Source organism: Methylomonas koyamae (assembly GCF_001644025.1).
Classification (GTDB): Bacteria; Pseudomonadota; Gammaproteobacteria; order Methylococcales; family Methylomonadaceae; genus Methylomonas; species Methylomonas koyamae_A.
Map to the genome: position 1 here is coordinate 19664 of NZ_LUUK01000176.1, position 21878 is coordinate 41541.

Annotated in this window: 24 protein-coding genes and 2 tRNA genes; 13 read left to right on the forward strand and 13 right to left on the reverse strand. The window is 56.0% G+C overall.

Translation table 11 applies throughout. The features are described 5' to 3' along the window. Positions 1–68: 68 nt before the first annotated feature. Entirely contained in the window at positions 69–968 is a 900-nt protein-coding gene (locus A1355_RS14100) for a phosphoribosylaminoimidazolesuccinocarboxamide synthase (RefSeq protein ID WP_064029210.1), read from the forward strand. A 468-nt stretch (positions 969–1436) separates the two neighbouring features. Here A1355_RS14100 and A1355_RS14105 read toward each other — a convergent pair. Then, a tRNA-Ser gene (locus A1355_RS14105) sits at positions 1437–1506 on the reverse strand. Positions 1507–1767: 261 nt separating this feature from the next. Between A1355_RS14105 and A1355_RS14110 the strand changes: the two genes are divergently transcribed. From A1355_RS14110 to radC, 8 genes are all read left to right on the forward strand, one after another. Further along, complete coding sequence (locus A1355_RS14110; RefSeq protein WP_064029212.1) at positions 1768–2883, forward strand: site-specific integrase; 1116 nt, start codon at positions 1768–1770, stop codon at positions 2881–2883. Continuing rightward, on the forward strand, positions 2883–3563 hold the full coding sequence (locus A1355_RS14115; RefSeq protein WP_064029214.1) for a hypothetical protein: 681 nt from the start codon (positions 2883–2885) through the stop codon (positions 3561–3563). Before A1355_RS14110 ends, A1355_RS14115 begins: the two co-directional genes overlap by 1 nt. A gap of 135 nt (positions 3564–3698) precedes the next feature. Then, on the forward strand, positions 3699–3971 hold the full coding sequence (locus tag A1355_RS14120) for a hypothetical protein (RefSeq protein WP_064029216.1): 273 nt from the start codon (positions 3699–3701) through the stop codon (positions 3969–3971). Further along, positions 3971–4291 carry a hypothetical protein gene (locus A1355_RS14125; RefSeq protein WP_064029217.1) on the forward strand — a complete coding sequence of 107 codons (321 nt, stop codon included), beginning with the start codon at positions 3971–3973 and terminating at the stop codon, positions 4289–4291. Before A1355_RS14120 ends, A1355_RS14125 begins: the two co-directional genes overlap by 1 nt. Further along, positions 4288–5229 (forward strand): toprim domain-containing protein, encoded by a 942-nt coding sequence (locus tag A1355_RS14130; protein WP_064029219.1) that lies wholly within the window; start codon positions 4288–4290, stop codon positions 5227–5229. The genes A1355_RS14125 and A1355_RS14130 overlap by 4 nt, the downstream gene beginning before the upstream one ends. After that, complete coding sequence (locus tag A1355_RS14135; RefSeq protein ID WP_231883673.1) at positions 5183–7192, forward strand: cell wall-binding protein; 2010 nt, start codon at positions 5183–5185, stop codon at positions 7190–7192. Before A1355_RS14130 ends, A1355_RS14135 begins: the two co-directional genes overlap by 47 nt. 1182 nt (positions 7193–8374) lie before the next feature. Beyond that, on the forward strand, positions 8375–8689 hold the full coding sequence (locus tag A1355_RS14140; RefSeq protein WP_064029221.1) for a hypothetical protein: 315 nt from the start codon (positions 8375–8377) through the stop codon (positions 8687–8689). Then, positions 8686–9210: a RadC family protein gene (radC, locus tag A1355_RS14145; RefSeq protein WP_082885551.1), complete on the forward strand. Its 525-nt coding sequence runs from the start codon at positions 8686–8688 to the stop codon at positions 9208–9210. The genes A1355_RS14140 and radC overlap by 4 nt, the downstream gene beginning before the upstream one ends. A 69-nt stretch (positions 9211–9279) precedes the next feature. Here the strand turns inward: radC and A1355_RS14150 are convergent, their stop codons facing one another. Next, the gene (locus A1355_RS14150) at positions 9280–9837 is read right to left on the reverse strand and encodes a recombinase family protein (RefSeq protein WP_064029223.1); all 558 of its coding nucleotides are present in this window, start codon (positions 9835–9837) and stop codon (positions 9280–9282) included. Between the two features lie 578 nt (positions 9838–10415). Between A1355_RS14150 and A1355_RS14160 the strand changes: the two genes are divergently transcribed. Beyond that, on the forward strand, positions 10416–11297 hold the full coding sequence (locus tag A1355_RS14160) for an SDH family Clp fold serine proteinase (protein ID WP_064029227.1): 882 nt from the start codon (positions 10416–10418) through the stop codon (positions 11295–11297). Positions 11298–11427: 130 nt separating this feature from the next. Here the strand turns inward: A1355_RS14160 and A1355_RS14165 are convergent. The 10 genes from A1355_RS14165 to moaB form a co-directional block, all read right to left on the reverse strand. Further along, positions 11428–11503, reverse strand: a tRNA-Thr gene (locus A1355_RS14165). A gap of 10 nt (positions 11504–11513) precedes the next feature. Next, positions 11514–11900 (reverse strand): phosphoribosyl-AMP cyclohydrolase, encoded by a 387-nt coding sequence (hisI, locus tag A1355_RS14170; protein ID WP_064029229.1) that lies wholly within the window; start codon positions 11898–11900, stop codon positions 11514–11516. Further along, complete coding sequence (gene hisF / locus A1355_RS14175) at positions 11897–12670, reverse strand: imidazole glycerol phosphate synthase subunit HisF (protein WP_064029254.1); 774 nt, start codon at positions 12668–12670, stop codon at positions 11897–11899. Before hisF ends, hisI begins: the two co-directional genes overlap by 4 nt. A gap of 10 nt (positions 12671–12680) precedes the next feature. After that, a complete protein-coding gene (hisA, locus tag A1355_RS14180) occupies positions 12681–13427 on the reverse strand; it encodes a 1-(5-phosphoribosyl)-5-[(5-phosphoribosylamino)methylideneamino]imidazole-4-carboxamide isomerase (protein ID WP_064029231.1) in 747 nt (248 codons plus the stop codon). Between the two features lie 54 nt (positions 13428–13481). Continuing rightward, the gene (gene hisH / locus A1355_RS14185; protein ID WP_064029234.1) at positions 13482–14123 is read right to left on the reverse strand and encodes an imidazole glycerol phosphate synthase subunit HisH; all 642 of its coding nucleotides are present in this window, start codon (positions 14121–14123) and stop codon (positions 13482–13484) included. Between the two features lie 46 nt (positions 14124–14169). Further along, on the reverse strand, positions 14170–14763 hold the full coding sequence (gene hisB / locus A1355_RS14190; protein WP_064029236.1) for an imidazoleglycerol-phosphate dehydratase HisB: 594 nt from the start codon (positions 14761–14763) through the stop codon (positions 14170–14172). 48 nt (positions 14764–14811) lie between these two features. Beyond that, entirely contained in the window at positions 14812–17448 is a 2637-nt protein-coding gene (gene pepN, locus A1355_RS14195) for an aminopeptidase N (protein ID WP_064029237.1), read from the reverse strand. 2 nt (positions 17449–17450) lie between these two features. Continuing rightward, positions 17451–17990, reverse strand: coding sequence for a phosphate-starvation-inducible PsiE family protein (locus A1355_RS14200; RefSeq protein WP_064029239.1), 540 nt, complete (start codon positions 17988–17990; stop codon positions 17451–17453). Then, positions 17983–18363 carry a DUF423 domain-containing protein gene (locus A1355_RS14205; RefSeq protein WP_064029241.1) on the reverse strand — a complete coding sequence of 127 codons (381 nt, stop codon included), beginning with the start codon at positions 18361–18363 and terminating at the stop codon, positions 17983–17985. Before A1355_RS14205 ends, A1355_RS14200 begins: the two co-directional genes overlap by 8 nt. Continuing rightward, positions 18360–18881 carry a molybdenum cofactor biosynthesis protein B gene (gene moaB, locus A1355_RS14210; RefSeq protein ID WP_064029256.1) on the reverse strand — a complete coding sequence of 174 codons (522 nt, stop codon included), beginning with the start codon at positions 18879–18881 and terminating at the stop codon, positions 18360–18362. The genes A1355_RS14205 and moaB overlap by 4 nt, the downstream gene beginning before the upstream one ends. 168 nt (positions 18882–19049) lie before the next feature. On the opposite strand from moaB, the gene A1355_RS14215 reads away from it, so the two are divergent. The 3 genes from A1355_RS14215 to trmB all read left to right on the forward strand — a co-directional run bounded on the left by A1355_RS14215 (position 19050) and on the right by trmB (position 21387). After that, positions 19050–20147 (forward strand): AI-2E family transporter, encoded by a 1098-nt coding sequence (locus tag A1355_RS14215; RefSeq protein ID WP_064029243.1) that lies wholly within the window; start codon positions 19050–19052, stop codon positions 20145–20147. Between the two features lie 82 nt (positions 20148–20229). Further along, positions 20230–20553: a hypothetical protein gene (locus tag A1355_RS14220; RefSeq protein ID WP_064029245.1), complete on the forward strand. Its 324-nt coding sequence runs from the start codon at positions 20230–20232 to the stop codon at positions 20551–20553. A 144-nt stretch (positions 20554–20697) separates the two neighbouring features. Further along, positions 20698–21387, forward strand: a complete 690-nt coding sequence (trmB, locus tag A1355_RS14225; RefSeq protein ID WP_064029247.1) for a tRNA (guanosine(46)-N7)-methyltransferase TrmB — start codon at positions 20698–20700, stop codon at positions 21385–21387. A gap of 2 nt (positions 21388–21389) precedes the next feature. Here trmB and A1355_RS14230 read toward each other — a convergent pair. Further along, on the reverse strand, positions 21390–21878 hold a 489-nt coding region (locus A1355_RS14230; RefSeq protein ID WP_157197892.1), incomplete at its 5' end, for an amidohydrolase family protein.

A 21878-nucleotide genomic window follows, 5' to 3' on the forward strand; every position in this document is an offset into this window, starting at 1 on the left:
CGGCGCTGCCTAGCTCCGTCGCTTGATGGTAAAATCTTCGAATATTCACTGCAGACCACGCCAAACCGATGACGACCGCCCCCGCCGCACTTTACGAATCTTACCTGCCTCATCTTAAACTGCTGGGTCGCGGCAAGGTCCGCGATATGTACGAAATCGACGCAGAACATTTGCTAATCGTCACGACCGATCGGATGTCGGCCTTCGATGTGATCATGCCCGACCCGATTCCGGGCAAGGGACAAGTCCTAACTCGGGTGTCCAACTTCTGGTTCGCCCGGATGCGCGACATCATTCCCAACCATTTGAGCGACGATTTGTCACTGGCCGACGTGATTCCGGACCCGGCCTTGCGGGTACCCGTCGAAGGCCGGGCGATCATCGTCAAACGGCTCAAACCATTGCCTATCGAGGCCATCGTCCGAGGCTATCTGATCGGCTCCGGCTGGAAAGACTACCAGCGCACCGGCCAGGTTTGCGGCATCGCGCTCCCTGCCGGCTTGCAACAAGCGCAGCAACTGCCCGAACCGATCTACACGCCCTCGAGCAAGGCCGAGGTCGGCGTTCACGACGAAAACATCAGCTTTGCCGATACCGTTAACCTGGTCGGCCGCGAAGTCGCCGACCAGATTCGCGATGTCAGTATCCGGCTTTACAGCAGCGCCGCCGAATACGCGCTGGCGCGCGGTATTATCATCGCCGACACCAAATTCGAATTTGGCCAGGACGACAGCGGCAAGGTCTATTTGATCGACGAAGCGCTGACGCCAGACTCGTCGCGCTTCTGGCCGGTCGAGCAATACCAAGTCGGTATTAGCCCTCCCAGCTTCGATAAGCAATATTTGCGCGATTACTTGGAAACCCTCGATTGGAACAAAACCGCCCCCGGCCCAAAACTCCCCGAGGAAGTCAGCCGCAAATGCGCCGAAAAGTACCGGGAAGCCGAGTTGAAGTTGGTCGGAATCTAGCAGGCCAATACTGCGGTCGGCGCGGCATATCGACGGGCCGACCGAGGTTTCAGGATTCGAATAGTTTGAGCTAGGGCGCGTATCATACGGATAGTCGAAAAACTACGATACTTCGCCGAAATAGCGCTTACACAACAGGTTACGGGTAAGCCAAGATGCAGCGCGGATTGTAAACCGGTTTTGACGCGGGCAAAAGCTGCCAGAAAGTTGACTGTTCCCATGCAAAAATGCTGGCTGATAACTGTCGATTACAACATTTGGAACTGGATATGTTCTGAAAGCGTTGAAGCAGTGGGGATGCGATGGCGGTCTCCTAATCAATGACGAGCCATTCGTGTGGGGAGTCATAGCCGGGCGGCACGATGGCATTTATTGTCTGTTATTGGGGTGTTTTATTCTGAACTGTCCCGACAATGTCCCAGGACTGATTCTAGCGGGCTCAAAGGCCTTATAACTTATTGACTTAAATGGTGCCGGCAATAGGAATCGAACCTACGACCTTCGCGTTACGAGTGCGATTGTTATAATAGTCGTCGGCAATCTACGGCAAGTATAAGTAATAAAAATCAATACCTTATGCTCTAATTGCTGTCGAGTCTTGCCGAGAAAAAACGACATCTTTTACCGGCTAGTGGATCATCAGTGGATCATTGAAATATAATCAAAGCCCACAAACAAAACGGGCCCGGCGGTGCTACCAACACCAACCAAGCCCTGACCGATTCACTTAACGCGACAGGTTAAGCAATGGCTGAAAGTATCATACCAAAACGCCGGTTGCTATCCCACGAGGGCAGCTATGGCAAGCATCACTAAACGCACCAGTGACGACGGCGACGTTTCCTATTTCGTCCGTGTTCGGCTTAAAGGTTACCCGTTACAAACTGCCACTTTCAAGCGCCTGACCGATGCCAAAAAATGGGCGGCATCCACCGAAAGCGCGATCAGGGAAGGCCGGCACTTCAAAACCAACGAAGCCAAACGGCACACCTTGGCGGAAGCCATCGAACGCTATACCCGCGAAATCCTGCCGACCGAATTTACCAACGTCGAACAAAGCAACCGCCGGCCTATTTTGGAATGGTGGGCTTCACAGATCGGCCATTGTGTTATGGCGGACCTATCCACCGCCACCTTTGCCGACTGCCGCAACACCTTAGCAACCAGCGGCGGACGGAAGGGGCGGCCATTGGCGGCGGCCACCATCAAAAAGCATTTTGTGGTAGCCACCGACGTTTTAAAGCGGTGTGTTAATGAGTGGCATTGGCTGGAGCAATCCCCGTTAAAGGACGGCGGTATAAAGTTGCCCGAGCTGCCGCGCGGAATCGTTCGCTTTTTGGACGATGACGAACTTAACCGGCTGACAGCCGCTTGTAAGGAATCGCCAAACCCTTTGCTGTATCCGGCCTTTGTACTGGCTATCTCAACCGGGATGAGGCAAAGCGAAACCATGAACCTGTATTGGCGGGAACCGGAAACGCCACCCAGCGAAACCGCGTGGGGTGTGGTCAATCTGGCGGAATCCTGCATCATCTTACACGAAACGAAGAACGGCGACCGGCGGCGGGTGCCGTTGGCAAGCCAAGCCCTAGCCGAACTGCAAAAGCTCAACAAGATTAGGCGGCTTGATTCTGCGCTAGTCTTTCCCAGCCCCACCCACCCAAGCCAGCCGATTGAGCTTAAAAAAGCCTGGCTGAACGCCTTGAAACGGGCCGAGGTCAATAACTTTCGCTGGCATGATTTGAGGCATTGCACCGCGTCTTATCTGGCGATGGGCGGCGCTTCAATGGTCGAAATCGCGGCGGTACTGGGCCACAAAACCTTAGACATGGTGAAGCGATATAGCCACCTATCGGACGTTCACATAGCCAACGTGGTCGAACGGATGAATAGCAAACTGTTTGGGGGCGGATAATGGGCATAAATGACAAGTATTTGTCGTTTGAAGAGAGAGTTGAACGAGGCGAAAAACTCGATGAACATTTAAATCTGGTTCAAATTGCAACACTTTGGAGCGGCGACCATAAAGAACGAAAGAAGCTGATGAATATTATGCGTTGGGAATTTATGGACGGGGCTTTAAAAGGCGTAGATATAACCGAACCAACTATCAAAATTGATGAAACATCAGACATGGCCACAAAAGCTTTTTGGGCGTTCGAAAAGCAAAAACTTGACCTACGTTTTTCCTGCTATAAGTTCGATCCTGATTACAGTTATTTAATTATTGAGGTTTCGAAAAACGACTTTTTATCTTGGCTTGAATCTAGCAATGAACCAAAACCTACCGGGTGTTTGTTGGAAAGATGGTGGAACGAAAACCGACCAAGCCACAAAACTATAAATACCTACGACAATGCAACAGATCAAGGCAGGCGGGATCGGCAAATAAAGGCTATCTGCGATAAGGCTAAACTTTTCGGCTATGACGTACTTAATATTCCAGAAGGCGGAAAGAAAGCAATAAGAACAGAATGCTTAAAAATTGAAAATGGACTGTTCACGCCAGACGGATTTAAGAAGGCATGGTCACAAGCCAGCACTAGCGGAAAAATCAGCATGGCAAACAAAGAAAAATATCTTTCAAAACAATAGTGGGCACAGTGGGCAGTAAAAAAAGCCCACATGCCCTGTATTTACTGCATACAGTCTAGGCATTTTCTAATTCACCCCGAGCCACGCCGAAAGAGCGCGGCAAACCTTGTTTAATCACAACAAATAGGGGTGAATATGACGCCAAACAACCAAACCAACACAGCCACGGCAGCCGCTGCGACAACTCAAGGCGAAGCCGTACAATCCGCCCGGCTCTATCTGACCGTTCAGCAATTCAACCAAAAGCACCCAGCCTTTCCGGTTGGCACATTACGCCACCAGATATTCAACGAGGAAACCAACGGCCTGAAAAAGTCCGGGGCCATTGTCCGCAATGGCCGACGGGTTTTAATCAATGAGCCTAAATACTTTGCGTGGCTGGAATCCCAAAACGAGAGGGCCGCGTAATGAATCAGATCATCCCCGCCAACCCCGGATTCAACGCGCTAACGTTCTTCATTAACGAGGCCGGAAAGCCCAGCTATTACCGTGAGGCGGTCATTGCTTGGCAGTTGCGGATTGCTGCCGCCGCGTCTGGCGTTACCGATGCCGATCGAGCAGGCGAAAGGCTTTGCCATTGGGCGACGCCGATTTTGCCGGGTGGAATCGGTAGCTTTGACGAATGGGACGCTATCGAAGACCCTAACGGCACGATTAGCACCAGCGACAATACCTTTCGTAGTATCGGCGACTGTCTGGAGCATTGGGCCAAAGCGAGGCGCCAATGAGTTTTCAGCACATCGAAGACGCCGCCCGCGCGGCGTTGGCCGACTGCGGCTTGGCTCCGCCCAAGCATTTTGCTTACGGCAAGTTTCTTGTTGTCGGCGAAATTGACGGCAAACCAGGCGACAACGCCGGCCGGGTAAAAGTCTTCACCGATGGCCTTGGCGGGTTTGTGCAGAACTGGCGCACCGGCGAAAAGCGGTCGTTTTTTCTGAATGCTGCCGGCGCCGATAGTCAGTTGTCGGAGGCCGAGCGCCAGCGTATCGACCGCGAGCGCAAACGCCGCCAGGCCGAGGAAATGGCGCGGATGGACCGGGCCGCCAAGCGTGCCGTGTCCATCTGGCAAGTGGCCGCACCGGCGCCGGCCGAGCATCCTTATCTGGTCGCCAAGCACATCCAGCCGCATTGCGCCCGTGTAGCAACCTGGCGGCGGGTTATCGATAACGAAGGCGCTAAGCAAACGGTATCGATCGAGAACGCGCTACTGGTGTCCATGATCGACGCAGCCGGCACCATTCGCAGTTTGCAGGCCATATTCCCCACCAATCATCCGTTGTTCGGCAATCGCAACAAAGACTTTTTGCCGGGCGGCGGCTTGGCCGGTCTGTTCGGTTTCATTGGGCGACGCACTGATAAGGTGCTGATTGCCGAGGGTTTCGCTACCGGCGCCACCCTGCACGAAGAAACCGGCTTGCGTGTTTACCTGGCGTTTACGGCCAACAATCTGTTGGCGGTCGGCCGGATCGTGCGAGACAAGCTACCGAATGTCGAGATTGTGTTTGCCGCCGACAACGATACCGAAACCGTCGGCAATCCTGGTCTGACCAAAGCCACCGAGGCGGCGACAGCCGTCGGCGGTTCGGTCATGGTGCCGCCGATTCCGGATAGCGACTTCAATGACTACGCCGCTTATCTGCGACAAGGCGGCGGCCATGTCGGATAAGTCAAAAACGCCGCCCATTCTGGAAGTTGTTGACGGCGCCAAAAAGCCCAAGCCTACAGCCAAAAAGCCGACCGGCAACGGTGGCGGCGGTCATGGTAGCGGCAGCGGCAAAGATGGCCGCTTTGGCGCCTATCGGGTCAATAACGGTGCGTTTTATCAAACCAAGACCAAAGATGACGGCTTCGACGAATGGCCGTTGTGCGACTTCACGTGCAAGATCGTCGAGGAAGTCACCGCCGAAGACGGCTTGAACGACGCCAGTTTCATCCGGATCGAGGGCCGGCGCCGCGACGGTTTGCCGTTGCCGTTGGTCGATGTACCGGCCAAGTCGTTTTTCAGCAATCAAGGCAACTGGATCAACGAAGCGTGGGGCAGCCGCGCGTTTGTCTATCCTGGCCAGTCGAAAAAAGACAATCTGCGTGCCTGCGTTCACCTGTATTCGACCTTGAACGGCGACATTCCGCGCCGCGTGGTTTACAAGTTCATCGGCTGGAAGTGTCTGGACGGCGCCTGGCATTACCTGCACGGCGGCGGCGCGATTGGTTCTGCCGGGCCGGTCGATGGGATTCAAGTCGATTTAGGGCCGGGCCACATGTCGCGCTATCAATTGCCGGCGCCGTTGGCCGGCGATGCCTTAAAGCACGCGGCAGCAGACGCCTTGCAATTGCTGGACGTGGCGCCGTCGCGGCCGCAAGTCGGCGCGGCCTTACTGGCCGCCGTGGCGCGGGCGCCGCTGGGCGAAACTCATTGCACCGACTTTGCGTTGTGGCTGCACGGCTTAACCGGCTCTCGCAAATCGGCGGTTGCCGCCATTGCCTTGGCGTTCTTCGGCGACTTCACCGCCCGCAACTTTCCGGCGAATTGGGCGGATTCGGTCAACGACGTGGAAGCCAAGGCCCACCAAGCCAAGGATGGCGTGTTTGTGGTCGATGACTTCAAACCGTCGGTCAATCGCGTGGAGGCCGAGAAACAGCACGCAATGGCCGAAAGGCTGGTACGCGGCACCGGCAACCAAAGCGGCCGGGGACGGCGTACCGCCAACATGCAGGCGCAAGCGGCGCCGTTTAACCGCTCCATGATGATCGTCACCGCCGAGGATTTGCCGCGCGGTGCGTCGTTGCTGGGCCGGTTGCTGGTTCTGGAAATCGGCCGGGATGACGTGAACAACGCGACCTTGACCAGACTACAGGAAGCCGCCCGCGCCGGCCGCTTCGCCGGCTTGATGGCCGCCTACCTGCAATGGCTGGCGCCGCGAATCGATCAATTCAAGGCGGAGCTACCGGCCGCCGTCGAACAATTCCGCAACGCCGCCCAGCGCGACGGCTTCGCCAGCAGCCACCCAAGGGCCGGCGACATTTACGGCAATCTGTTGGCCGGCGCCGAAACCTTTTTGGAATTTTTGCAGGACGCCGGCGCCGTCAGCAGCGAACAAAGCGACCTGTTGTTGATCGACCTGGAAACCAACCTGCAAGCCGCATTCAAAGAGCAAGGCGCTTACCAATCGGAACAGGACGAAGTGGAGCGTTTCCTTAATCTACTGCGGGCGGCGTTCATTGCCGGCGATTGCCACATAGCCAACCGCCTGGATCAAGGGCCGCCGAAGTCTAGGCCGCATGCTTGGGGCTGGCGCGAGAACGGTACCGATATTAGCGGGGAAAGACTCTACAACCCGCAAGGCGATTGTTGTGGCTGGCATGTAGACGGCAGCACCAACCCGCCGGCCGAAGTGTGGCTGGAACCCAATACCGCGTTCAAGATCGTGCAGGAATTCTCCCGGCGCCAGGGCGATGCCTTCTTATTGTCCGCTGCATCGTTGTGGCGTCGCATGGTCGAACGTGGCTTATTCCTCAAGGTCGAGCCAGATAGCAAGACCGGGCGAGTCAAGACGACAGTTAAGCGTACGGTCGCCGGGCGTTCGGTGCGGGTGTTGGTTTTGTCGGCTGAATTAGTGGAGTCCGGTTAATCCCCCTTCCCCTAGTCGATGACGCCATAGGGTGGCTGGTGGCCGTGTCGTATGGTCGATCAACAAGCCAAGCCGGCAAAACCGACTAAGGGGGTATAGGTAAAAAACTGGGGGAATTGGGGGAGATATAGCTATAAGCCTTATGTACCAAGGCTTTCAGGCTCCCCCAATTTTTTGAACGTTGGGGGAGATTCCCCCAAAATTGGGGGAGCAACGCCGAGTTGCATGGTTTGGTATCGGTCGCCGCCAGCGCGTCAAATCGACCAAACTCCCCCAGACTCCCCCGATAAATTGGGGGAGTTCCCCCGTTTTTCGAAGGTGTGGGGGAGCTTGCAAGCCGCGCCGGCCGTGGCCTGGAGGGCTATCTCCCCCAATTCCCCCAATTTTTTACATAAGGTATAGGGCAGTTATATTTTTATCGAGTTGCCCGGTCGACGTACCACCGCCGGGGGGGGCGGGTTAAAAGTCCACTGACTCTAGCCCCTTTGCGTCGCCCCTTTCTTGTTCATGCGGATCGGAAAATAGATAGGAAAAGCCCCTTGGCTTGAATGGTCAACGATTGCCAGGACCATGCACAGCATTGGGTATTATCCACAGGGGGGGGCGGGTAAAAAGTCTAGCAAGTGGGCCGGCCTTTGCGTCGCCCCAGCTAAATTTTCGCTGGAAGCATTTTTGCAGATCCAAAAAGCCACATAATTTGTTGATAAGTAACGTAAAACTACCCAATCCTGTGGATAACTTGCATCGTTCGAGCGTCCCGCGTTGCCAACCTTCGCGGGTTATCCACCCGCCCGGAACCACGCCCGAAACCGCCGCCCACCCCGTGGCGTATATGATCGGGGCCAGGGGAGGTTGTGTTGTATTCAGGATCGGCACCAGCCCCACCAGCGCCGCTCTGGCCGACGGATCGGCACCAGAAAGCCCCCGGCCTTCGCCGCCACCCACATGGCGTAACCGTTGCGGGCACGGGGGAGCATAAAACAGCTATTGACACCGCCAGCCGATCACGCCCACAATGGCCGCGCCAGTCCGCAGACTGGCCGGGCGTGGAAACCCGTTTGATTGCATCGGCGAGAATCGCCACTTTAGCCAGTGGCTTTTTTATGCCCAAAATTCAGCGCGGCATTGCCGCGTCTTCATTATGGCGGGCTTGTTTGGGCGGTCTTTGGACCGGCCGCACCGATGCGCGGTATTTCCACCCCTTGCAAGCCCGTCGCCAATGCCGTGGAAAGCATGGCGACGGTTTATCTATTCAGTATCGGAGAAACCACCATGCCCAGCGCATCCAATCCCGCTCGAATCGAGCAACAACAAACCCTTACTCGCCCCTTACACTTGGCCTTTGCCAATCTGGCGTTCAGCTACGGCAACACCATCAAGGAAGCCGAACGCGGCGACCTGACCGGCTCGGCGTTGGTCGGCCTACAAAGTGACTGCGAAGAGCTGCTGGCGCTGTCCTTATCGCTACGCGGCCAATTGCGGGAGGTGCAGCCATGAGACCATCAACCAACAAGCCGGCACCGTTAAAACTGCCGTATTTCGTCGCCGACGCGGCCGGCAAATACCGCACCCGCCGAGCACTGACCGAAGAGCAAATCATCAAGGCGGCTTCGGTACTGCTAAACAAGGCTGTTTTTAGGGAATCAGCCATAACTAGCCCGGACATTACCCGCGCCTATCTCAAAGCCCGATTGCGTGGCCTGGAGCATGAAGTATTCGTTTGCTTGTACCTGGACAACCAAAACCGGGCGATTGAGTGCGAAGAGCTTTTTAGAGGCACGATAGACGGCGCGGCGGTCTATCCGCGCGAAGTGGCGAAGCGATGCCTACAGCTTAACGCGGCGGCGGTCATATTCGCCCACAACCACCCGAGCGGCATTAAAGAACCAAGCTCGGCGGATCGAGCAATAACCAAAAAACTTAAAGAATGTTTGGACCTGTTCGATATTCGCACCCTTGACCACTTCATCATTGGCGACGGGGAGCCGCTATCGTTTGCCGAGTGCGGCTGGATTTGATCGAACCCAGGCGCAAAAAAGCCGGCTGGCCTTCGCAGGCCGCCGGCTTCTGTTTTGCCCGATGGTCGTCTATGCCGCCAACAGCTTGTACAACGTCGGCCGGCTAATACCGTAAGCCTTAGCCACCGCGCTTTTCTCTTCGCCGGCTTCGATCCTGGCTTTAATCTCTGCGGCCTGGTCAGCGGTCATTTTGGCCGGCGCCCCAAGCTTCCGGCCTTGGGCTTTGGCGGCTTCGATGCCCTCCCGTTGGCGTTCTTTAATCAAGGTCCGCTCGAATTCGGCGAACGCGCCCAGCATTTGCAACATCAGCGTTTGCATCGGCGACGCGGCGGACGCTTCGAAGGTTAGATGTTCTTTGTAAAACTTCACCGATACGCCTTTGCCGGTCAGTTGCTCGATGATGTTTTGCAGGTCTTTCAGGTTGCGCGCCATGCGATCGATGGAATGCACGTGCAGCACGTCGCCGTCGCGCACGTGGTTAAGGCAGTTTGCCAACTCGGGGCGGTTGGTATCCTTGCCGCTGACTTTCTCAGTGAAGACCCGATCAAGCGCCACGTCCGCCAATTGGCGTTCGGTGTTTTGAGAGACCGAGCTAACCCGAATGTATCCGACGTTTTGACCTTTCATAGCTGCCACCCTGTGTAAATAAATTATTTAGGGATAGCTTAACACTTGTAAATAAAATGTCAAATCAAGATTACTTTACACGGTGGAATGCAGGTTCGCGGGCATGGTCGAGAGTGTAAAAGAATGTATACTTTATTTGCATTGTTGCCGGCCACCGATCCAACACCGTTATCGGTTCTACTTGAAATCAGGAGCGCATATCTAATATAAGCGCTTCATATCCAATTGATTTTATGGTAAAAAATCTTCCAAAAATACAATAAAAAACATAAAAACACAATATGTAGTGTTTGCCAATCAGTTATCACCATATATTTAGTTTTGGAAAAATCAGGCTTTAGTATCAGGAGGCTAACATGACTAATTTCGCGGAACAGTTCCAAATTTTCAATCTGCCAACAACCGCGCCGCATGACTATAAAAGCGCAGAGCAATACGCAGCATCATTTAAGCGCTGTTCAATTCAGAGAAATGAGAGGGTTACCTATTCGTCTGATACAACATGCTTAACTAACAAAGAAACATCAACTATCAACACATCATTTCAGAACGTAGAGCGCAATTAAAAAATTCTATCTATGCCCAATTGGAATCAGGTATTGAGGGAGGTATCAGCCAGCCCTCTAGACAACGCCCGCCGCAAATACTTGCAAGAGCTAAGTGACAGAACATCTAGAAACATCATTTGCTACTACTCCGGATGGCTCCAAAAACCAAACTCTTACAATGCATCGATTCATGACGACGATAAGAATGGGCTAATGGCTGCGGTTCATGGACTGGATAGAAGCAAGGGCCTTGACCTAGTTCTCCATACACCCGGGGGCGATCTAGCTGCCACCGAATCGATCGTGAACTATTTACGAAGCATGTTCGGTACAAACATTAGAGCAATCATTCCGCAAATTGCAATGTCGGCAGGCACGATGATCGCATGTAGCGCGAAAGAAATTTTAATGGGCAAACAATCAAACATTGGCCCGATTGACCCCCAATTTGGCGGCATTCCAGCTCATGGAGTTATTGAGGAATTCAATAAAGCTGTCGAGGAAGTCAAGAAAGACCCAGGATCGATACCAATTTGGCAAACAGTGGTGCAAAAATACCATCCAACGTTTTTAGGTGAATGCGAAAAAGCAATAAAACTTTCATCTGAAATGGTTACAAATTGGTTGGTTACGGGTATGTTCGAAAACGACTCAGCAGCCCAGCAGAAGGCTGGTGCTATCGTCGATGCCTTAAACAATCACGAAGACACAAAGACACATGCGAGGCATATCCATATCGAGCAAGCAATTAGGCTTGGGTTAAAAATAGTTCCCTTAGAAGAAGATCAGGATCTCCAAGACTTAACCCTGACAGTTCATCACGCTTATATGCACACCTTGGCGAACTCAGCCGCGATAAAGATTATTGAAAACCATAAAGGCAACGCCATCATCCAAAATCTAGCAAATTAAATCTCTTTATTCGGGGTATTAAAAGCCGGTGCCGGCAAGCGGTAGCCGGCTTTTTTTGTTTTTAGTGGATCATCAGTGGATCACTGGCTTGGGTATAATACCAAGAATTGTTGTAACCACTTGATTTAAATGGTGCCGGCAATAGGAATCGAACCTACGACCTTCGCGTTACGAGTGCGCTGCTCTACCTGCTGAGCTATGCCGGCGTGTGATGGGTTATTTGTAGATAGTTTTCGGGTCTTTCAGGATCGGATCGACGGTTTGCCATTCGCCGTGTTTCAGGCTTCGGTAAAAGCAGCTCTCCCGGCCGGTGTGGCAGGCGATGCCGCCTTCCTGCTCGATTTTAATCAGGATCACATCCGCATCGCAATCGAGTTGGATATCGAGGACTTTCTGCCGGTGACCCGATTCTTCGCCCTTGCGCCACAAGCGCTGACGAGAACGCGACCAGTATACCGCAAATCCTTCTTGTTCGGTAAGCGCCAGCGATTCCCGATTCATCCAGGCGAACATCAAAATTCGGCCGCTAAGATGGTCTTGGGCAATGACCGGTACCAAGCCGTCCTCGGTCCAGGCGATTTCGTCCAGCCAGGAGCCGCTCACAGTCTGACCTCGATACCGCGCGATTGCATGTGGCGCTTGGCTTGCTCTATCGTGTATTCGGCGAAGTGGAAGATACTGGCGGCCAGCACCGCGTCGGCCTTGCCTTCGATAATGCCGTCGGCCAGATGGTCGAGGTTGCCGACGCCGCCGGAGGCGATCACCGGAATCGGTACCGCTTCGCTGATCGCGCGGGTCAGCGGTAAATCGAAGCCGGACTTGGTGCCGTCGCGGTCCATGCTGGTCAGCAGGATTTCGCCGGCGCCGTAGGTTTGCATTTTGACGGCCCATTCGACCGCGTCGATGCCGGTCGGTTTGCGGCCGCCGTGGGTGAAGATTTCCCAGCGGTCCGCTGCGCCGTCCTGACTGACTTTTTTGGCGTCGATGGCCACAACGATGCATTGCGAGCCGAATTTGTCCGCCGCTTCCTTGACGAATTCCGGCCGGAATACCGCCGCGCTGTTAATGCCGACTTTGTCGGCGCCGGCATTCAACATGCGGCGAATGTCGTCCAGGACGCGAATGCCGCCGCCGACAGTCAGCGGGATGAAGACCTCGCCGGCCACTTTCTCGACGACGTGTACCATCGTCGCCCGGTCGTCGTGGGTGGCGGTGATGTCCAGAAACGTGATTTCGTCGGCGCCCTCGCGGTCGTAGCGGCGGGCGATTTCCACCGGATCGCCGGCGTCGCGGATGTCGACGAATTTGACGCCCTTGACGACACGGCCGTTATCGACGTCCAGGCAAGGAATGATGCGTTTGGCTAGGCTCATGCTGCTTCGATTAAAGATCGGCGCCACTGAAGGATTCGGCCAGTTTCTCGCCTTCGGCGAAATCCAACGTGCCTTCGTAAATCGCTCGACCGGTGATCGCACCCATGATGCCTTCGTGAGCCACCTCGCCGAGCGCGCGAATATCGTCCAGATTGGTAATGCCGCCGGAGGCGATGATCGGGATATTCACGGCGCGAGCTAGTTTCGCGGTGGCTTCGACATTAACGCCTTGCATCATGCCGTCGCGGGAAATATCGGTATAAATGATCGCCGAGACACCGTTGGCTTCGAATTTTTGCGCCAGGTCGATAACATCGTGCCGCGACAGCTTCGACCAGCCGTCGATCGCGACCCGGCCGTCCTTGGCGTCGAGGCCTATGATGATATGTCCCGGAAACTCGATCGCGACGTCGCGGACGAAGTGCGGCTCGCTGACCGCCTTGGTGCCGATGATGACATATTGCACGCCGGCTTCCAGATAGGCTTGAATCGTGTCTTCGTCGCGGATGCCGCCGCCGATTTGCACCGGCACCTCCGGATAGGCTTCGACGATGGCGTGGATGATTTCGGCATTTTTCGGTCGGCCGGCGAAGGCGCCGTCCAGATCCACCAAATGCAAGCGTTTGGCGCCGGCTTCTACCCAGCGTCCGGCCACCGCGACCGGGTCTTCCGAAAATACGGTGTCGTCTTCCATACGACCTTGACGCAAACGCACACACTTCCCTTCTTTCAAGTCAATTGCGGGTATCAGCAACATAGTTCAATCTCGGAGGTTAAATCACTGGGTCTGTAGTTACATCGAGGCTGGAAATTAGGCGGTTCCGTCCCAATGCAAAAAGTTTTGCAACAATTGCAGGCCGACGGTCTGGCTTTTTTCCGGGTGAAATTGCACGGCGAATATCCGGTCCTGGGCCAACGCGCAGGCGAACGGAGTCGGGTAATCGGCCGTTGCCGCCGTCCGCTCGGAGACGTCGGGTACGGCAAAGTAGCTGTGAACGAAATAAAACCGGCTGTCTTGCGGGATGCTTTCCCAAAGTGGATGCGGCTGCTGGCGGACTCGGTTCCAGCCCATATGCGGAATTTTCAGCACTTGGCCGGCGCCGTCGGTTAAATGGTCGGCAAAACGGCGAACACGACCCTGAATCACATCCAAGCAGGCCACGCCATCATTTTCCTCGCTATCGGTCAGCAAGGCTTGCATACCCAGGCAAATACCCAGCAGAGGCTTCTCGGCCGCCGCGCTGGCTATCACATCGGCCAGACCGCTGGTTTTCAAGGCTTGCATGCAATCGCGAATGGCTCCAACGCCTGGAAATACGACGCGGTCGGCATCGGTAATGATCGCCGGGTCGGCGGTCACCCGAATCTCGGTCGCCGGTTCGGCATGCTGAAGCGCTTTGGCGATGGAATGCAGATTACCCATTCCGTAGTCGATAACGGCAACTGTCGACATAATGTGATACAGGTTTTGGGGTCGGGTTGGACTGAGAAAGCCGGAATTATAGACTGCCTTTGGTGGAGGGCATGATGCCGGCCATGCGCTCGTCGTGGCTGATCGCCATTCTGATCGCGCGGCCGAATGCCTTGAACACGGTCTCGGCAATATGGTGGGCGTTGCCGCCTTTAAGGTTGTCGATGTGCAACGTGACACCGGCATGATTGACGAATCCCTGGAAAAACTCCTTGAGCAAATCGACATCGAAGCTGCCGATCAGCGCCCGTTTGAACTCGACTTCGTAAAACAGGCCGGGCCGGCCGGAAAAGTCGACGACGACGCGCGATAGCGATTCGTCCAACGGGCAGTACGCGTGGCCATAGCGGAAAATGCCTTTCTTGTCGCCCAGGGCCTGGGCGAAGGCTTGGCCCAAGGTGATACCGATATCTTCGACGCTGTGATGGGCGTCAATGTGCAAGTCGCCGTGAGATGCGATGTCGAGGTCTATCAAGCCGTGTCTGGCTACCTGATCCAGCATGTGATCCAAAAACGGCAATCCGGTCCGGAATGAGGTCTTGCCGTTTCCGTCGAGATTGACGGCGACTGTGATCTGGGTTTCGAGCGTGTTGCGCTCGACCTGGGCGGTGCGTGGGTTCATGCCTGAAAACCGTGAGTAATTGCCGATTAGTTTACGTGAATAAGACCGCTACGCCAAACTCTTGCTGGCAATTTCGTAAACGTCCTTGGACAGATGCTCGGTTTCGACGATGCGCCGTAATTCGCGTGTCATCAATGCCTGTCTGTCGGTATCGTAACGCCGCCATTGGGCGAAGCCGCCGACCATCCGCGCGGCGATTTGCGGATTCAAGGTATTCAACTCAATGACGCGATCCGCCAAAAACCGGTAGCCGTCGCCGTTTCTGGCATGGAAGTGCAGCGGATTGGATTGGCTGAACGCGCCGACCAGCGAGCGCACCCGGTTGGGCGTTTTCATATCGAAGGCCGGATGTTGCATCAAGCTTTGCACGGTGGCGAAGGTCTCGGGCATATGACAGGTGGCTTGCAAGGTAAACCATTTATCGACGACCAGCGCCTCGCGTTGCCATTGCCGGTAAAAACTATCCAGACAATCGGCCTTGGTCGGATTGCGGCTGTTGACGACCGCCGACAGCGCCGCAATCTGGTCGGTCATGTTGCGGGCGCTACGGAACTGGGTTTCGGCCAGAGCGTAACTATCCGGCTTTTCCAGCGCGGTCAGATAGCTCAGGCAGGCGTTTTTCAGGCGACGCCGTCCGACTGCCGATGCATCGAAACAGCCCGACTCGTCCTGATGGTGTTCGGCGTACACGCGTTGGAATTCGGCGGATAGCGCGGTGGCCAGCGACAGACGCACGAATTCGCGGGCTTGGTGGATGGCTTCGACATCGACCACGGCCATCTGGCCGCCCAAATAACCTTCGTCAGGCAGACTCAGCAACAGGGCGCGGTAGGACAGATCGGCGCCGGCGTCGGCCAGAATCGCTCGGAATGCCTCGGTCAACACCGGGTTGGCCGTCAGCGTCCGGCCGGCCTGAATATCGGCGATCAATCCGAAAATAATCCGCGAAACCAACTGCTGGCCGGCTTCCCAGCGGTTGAAGGTGTCGCTGTCGTAACTGAGCAAAAACGCCAGTTCTTCCGGGTCTCGGTCGATCTTCAAGGTGACCGGCGCGGAGAAGCCGCGCAGCAGCGAGACGATCGGCTTTTCGGTCAAGCTCTCGAACACAAAGCGTTGTTCGGCTTCGGTCAGGCTCACGGTCGCTTCTTCGCAAAATTCGCCTCGGTACTGGAAGCGCGCCGGGCTACCGTCCGCCGCCAAGAAGCCCAGCTTGATCGGCACGTGCAGCGGCAATTTTTCCGGTTGATTAGGCGTCGGCGGACAGCTTTGCTTGACGGTCAACGTCAACCGACCGGCGTCGAACGCTTGCTCGACCTCCAACACCGGCGTGCCTGCTTGCGAATACCAGCGGCGGAATTGGGTCAGCTCGACGCCGTTGGCGTCTTCCATCGCCTTGACGAAATCCTCGCAAGTCACCGCTTGGCCGTCGTGGCGCTTGAAATACAGGTCGCAGCCCTGGCGAAATCCGGCCGCGCCCAGCAGGGTGTGCAGCATCCGCACCACTTCCGCGCCTTTTTCGTAAACGGTCAGCGTGTAGAAATTGTTGATTTCGATATAGGCTTCCGGCCGGATCGGGTGGGCCAGCGGGCCGGCGTCCTCGGCGAACTGGCGGGTACGCAGCATGTTGACGTCTTCGATGCGCTTGACCGCCGGCGACGAACGATCGCCGCTGAATTGCTGGTCGCGGAACACCGTGAAGCCTTCCTTCAGGCTCAACTGAAACCAATCGCGGCAGGTCACCCGGTTCCCGGACCAATTGTGGAAATACTCGTGGCCGATCACGCCCTCGATGTGTTCGTAGTCGCTATCGGTCGCGGTATCCGGCCGGGCCAGCACGAACTTGGTGTTGAATACGTTCAAGCCCTTGTTTTCCATCGCCCCCATATTGAAATGGTCGACGGCGACGATCATGTACAAATCCAGATCGTATTCCAGGCCGTAGGTCTCCTCGTCCCAGCGCATCGCGTTTTTCAGCGATTGCATCGCATGGCCGCATTTGTCGACGTTATGAGCTTCGACGAAGATTTCCAGCGCGATGCGCCGGCCGCTCACCGTCGTAAATTCGTCGGCCACGTATTCCAGTTGTCCGGCGACCAGCGCGAACAAATAGCAGGGTTTGGCGAAGGGGTCTTGCCAAGCCACCCAATGCCGGCCGCCATCCAGATTGCCGGCGCCGATTTTGTTGCCGTTGGACAGCAGCACCGGATACTGGGTCTTGTCGGCGATCAGCTTGGTGGTAAAACGGCTCATCACGTCCGGTCGGTCCAGAAACCAGGTGATCTTGCGGAATCCCTGCGCTTCGCATTGGGTACACAACATGCTGCTGGATAAATACAGGCCTTCCAGCGCGGTGTTGGCTTGCGGATCGATGATGTTTTCGATGTCGATTCGAAACGGCCGATCGCCGGGCACCCGGTGTATCGTCAGCGCTTCGTCGCTCAGCGTGTAGTCGCCGGCGGCCAGCGCTTGGCCGTCCAGCGAGATACCGACCAATAGCAGCTCTTCGCCGAACAGCGTCAGCGCCTCGCTCGCGCTCCGGCTGTCTGGGTTGCGCCGAACGTCGAGGCCGGCGCGAACCAGGGTGCGTTGTTCGTCCAGCTCGAAAACCAATTCGACCTGATCGATCAAATAGTCCGGCGGGGTGTAGTCTTTCAGGTAAACGGTTTGCGGGGTGGCGTCGCGCATGCTTATCGGTCGTCGGTTTTCACCGGTTGGGGTTTAGGAGAAATCAGCCAATAGGTCAAGCCCAGGGCCAGGATCACCGTCGCGATCGCGACGATGTAATGCCATTCGAGTTCCTTGAAGTCCAGCATGATGACCTTCCTGGCCACGGCCATCAACGCGGTAGCGATCACCATTTTGATCGGCAATGCGTCGTGTTTGATGTAAACGGTGATGTTGACGAAGATTTCAATCGCGATCAGCACAGCCATGAACGAGCCGAAAATCACCAGAATGTCGGAGACGGTCAGCATCATGAACGGCGCTTCGACCAGTTTTTGAAACATTACGTAGGCGACGTCGGCGACGCCCCAAAGTATTACCAAAACCATCAACACCGCGAGGATGCGCACCGCGAAATGGATCACCGCGTGCAAGATTTTGATCATCGCGTCCTCTACCGGCGGCGGCAATTTGACTTCGCCGTCGCTATCTCGGGAATTTCGGCCGCCGCTGGTGCGGGGCGCGGGCGCCGGCGCGCTGGGGCGAACGGGCGGTTTATCCATCGGAACCTCCAGAGTATTGTAGTGCTGCTTTGGCGATGGCCGCCCAAGCCAGTAAAAACGCGACGCCGCCGAACGGCGTAATCATGCCCAACCAGCTTAGATTAAAAATCGCCAACAGATACAAACTGCCGGAAAACAAAACGATGCCGATCAATAAGCTCCAGCCCGCCCAGCGCAAATAGCGGTGTTCCGGCATCACACCGACCAGCGCCAAGGCCAGCGTATGCCACATTTGATAGCTTACCGCCGTCTTGTAGATGTCCAAGCCGTGTTCGGACAAAACGTTTTTCAGCCCGTGCGCGCCGAACGCGCCCAGGCCGACGCCGAGGAAACCGCAAATCGCCGCGTAAAACAAAAACCGGCGTTGGTTCATTTCTCCAACAGCCTTGGCATCAATTGCACCAGATTGCAGGGTTTGGTGCGGTAATCCAGTTGGTCTTTGATCAGTGCGTCCCAAGCGGTACGGCAGGCGCCGGACGAGCCGGGCACGCAAAAAATGTAAGTGGCGTTGGCAACGCCGGCCAGTGCCCGCGATTGTACCGTCGAGCTTTTGATGTCCTGATAGGAAATCATTCGGAACACTTCGCCGAAACCGTCCAAGACCTTGTCCAGCAGCGGCTTGACCGCTTCCGGCGTACCGTCGCGGCCGGTGATGCCGGTACCGCCGGTGGTAATCACGGCGTTGACGTCGGCATCCGCGATCCAGTGGCTGATCGCCGCGCGGATTTGATAAATGTCGTCGGGGACGATGCGTTTCTCGTGAAGTTTGTGGCCGGCGGCCAGCAAGCCGTCGACCAAGGTTTTGCCGGACAGGTCGTCCGCTTCGGTGCGGGTGTCGGACACGGTCAATATCGCGATATTGATTGGAATGAATGCTCTGCTGTCGGTCACGGCGCCTGCTCCGGATTGGCAATGGTCCCGCATTCTAAGAAACCCGCGCCGGCACTGCAAGCGACGTTCCCGTGTGCATTTGGCGAATGCCCGGACCTCAAAATCGGCTATGCTGTCGATTCCGCCGATTGACGGCCCTTCCATGCCCTCGCCGCATCCGAGTCCGCCATGCTTCCGCCCAATTCCCGCTACGAAAAACTGGCCAGTCTGGCCGCGTTCTGTCTGTTGTTGTTCGCCTGCTATCAAGTGTTGCGGCCGTTTTTCTTCGACCTGTTGTGGGCGGCTATCCTCTGTTACGTGACCTGGCCGCTGTACAGCCGTTTGCGGGCTTGGAATTTGAGCGCCAACCGCGCCGCGATGGCGATGGTGTTGCCGATAGGGGCGCTGCTGCTGACGCCGTTTGCCGCCGCGGGTTTTACATTTACCGACGACATCAATCGGATGCTGCAATGGCTTAATCAAAGCCCTCACGAATGGCCGGCGCCGCCGGTCTGGCTGCGCGGCTTGCCGTTGATCGGCGACAGTGCGGCCGATAGCTGGCTGGCTTTTGGGGAAGACTCCAGTCGTCTCGTCAATTTTGCCCGCCAATACGCCCTTGGGGCCGGCGGCTGGCTGTTGCAACAGAGCATCGGTCTGGCCGGCGAGTTGATGCATCTGGGTCTGAGCATCCTGGTGTTGTTTTTCTTCTACCGCGACGGCGAGCATGTCGCCGGCCACGTGGTGATCGCGGTCGAGCGTTTGGCCGGCGAGCGCACCCAACGGATTCTGCACATCGTCAGGACCAGTTTGCTGGCCGTGGTCTACGGCATACTCGGCACCGCGCTGGTACAAGCGCTGGCTTCGATGCTCGGCTTTGTCATCGCCGGCGTGCCTTATGCCTTCGTGTTGGGCGTGTTCGCGTTTTTTTTGATGATCATCCCGGCCGCCGGCACCGTGGTTTGGCTGCCGATCTCGTTATGGCTATTGGCGGAAGGCGAAACCGGCTGGGCGGTCTTTATCGCGGTCTGGTTTTTGGCCTTCGTCGGTACCATCGATAACTGGTTGCGGCCGCTACTGATCAGTCGAGATGTCGAACTGCCGTTTGTTTTGATCGTGTTCGGCATCTTCGGCGGTTTGTTGGCATTCGGCTTTATCGGCGTTTTTCTGGGGCCGACGCTATTGGCCACCAGTTATGCTTTGTTGCTGGATTGGTTGATCCGCACGGAACAGGAAACGCTTGCCGAATCCGACAAGCCGCCTTGCGAGGCTGGAGACGACCAGGCTTAAGCCGCGACTGTTCAGATCGGCGTCGGCCCTCTACAATCGCGCTTGCATATCCATTCGACCTGTTTGCCAAAAGACGACGCCCATGGCCTGTCGCGACGATCCGACCGAACCGAAAAAACTCGACCGCCGCGAGCTGATCCGCGTGCAGGAACAATACGGCGAATTGGTCCGCGACCTGATGACCGAAGATCCCGAACGGGTGATTTTAAAACTGGTGGGCCGCGGCAACGCCTATCTGACCGAGCTGGCCGCGTTGCGGGCGCATCACGCCTCGGTCAGGTTAAGAGCGATTGCCTTGTTGGAAAACCCGAGTCGCACCGTGCTGCAACGAATTGCCGTCGATGAAGCGGACAGCGAGTTCGGTAAAGCGGCGCGAGTCAGACTAGAGAAGTTAAGTCTGGACTAGTCTGCGAGTCGAGCATGTCTTTGAGCATTGAGGCAGATTTCCATAGTAAAAGCCACTGCCAAATCGGATAATTACCGCCGCTAATTTTACTTTCCACACATCACCTAGCCCGTGATCGACGCGGCTGACTTTGGTTTTTGACTGATGACCGTTCTCCAAAAAATCGACCCCGCCCACATCAAAAGTTTTATTCGTCGCCAAGGCCGAGCTACCGCCGGCCAAAAGTTGGCCTTGGAAAGCCATTGGGATAAATACTGTCTGTCACCCGATGCGGAATTCAACGCCGAGCAGATCTTTGGCCGGTCCGCGCCGCTGATTGTCGAAATCGGGTTTGGTAATGGCGACAGTTTGGCGGCGATGGCCGAAGCCAATCCCGATTTGAATTATCTTGGTATCGAAGTGCACCGGCCCGGCGTCGGCCATTTGATGATGTTGCTGGAGCAGCGGAGCATCGCGAATGTGCGGATTTATCATCACGATGCGATCGAGATTTTGGAACGGAAGATTCCGGACCGTTGCGTGGCGGGCGTACATCTGTTTTTTCCCGACCCTTGGCATAAACGTCGCCACCATAAGCGGCGTATCGTTCGGCCGAGTTTTTTAGCGTTGCTGAACCGGAAATTGGCGACCGGCGCTTACTTTCACGCCGCGACCGATTGGCGGGAATACGCAAAAGACATGTTGGCGACGCTATCGGCCGATGCCGGATTGAACAATGCCAGCCCGACCGGTGATTATTGTCCGCGCCCGGACTATCGGCCGCTCACCAAGTTCGAGAATCGCGGCCTTCGACTGGGTCACGGGGTTTGGGACTTAATCTTCACCAAAATTTGAGTTTAGTGGGTGTCGCTAAACCGGTCGACCACGAGCTTGCCGCCGGAAATCACCAAATCCGGATATTCCAGCAATTTCAGATTCTCGGTGGGATCGCCGCGCACCGCGATCAAATCGGCCGGTGCCCCCGGCATTAAACTGCCGAGCAAGGCTTGGTTTACATGTAAACCCGCCTTGGAGGTGGCGGTGCGCAGGACTTCCAGTGCATCCATGCCGGCAAGGTGCCGTAAGTACAGCAATTCCTGAGCGTCTATGCCCCAAGGAATGTCGGGATGGGCGATTTCCGCCCCGTACAAAAATTCGCCGCCCAGCGCCGCGAAGCGGCTGGCATTTTTTGCGACACCGGCGCACTGCGCCAAGGTATCTATCGTTGAAACCATCTTGACGCCCTGAGCGACGGCGCGCCTTAGTTGGGCCTCGGGCAGTTCTTCGCAAGGTGTGTGCGCCCATTCGTCGACGCCGGCCTCCAACGCAATTTGCGCGCCGCGCGG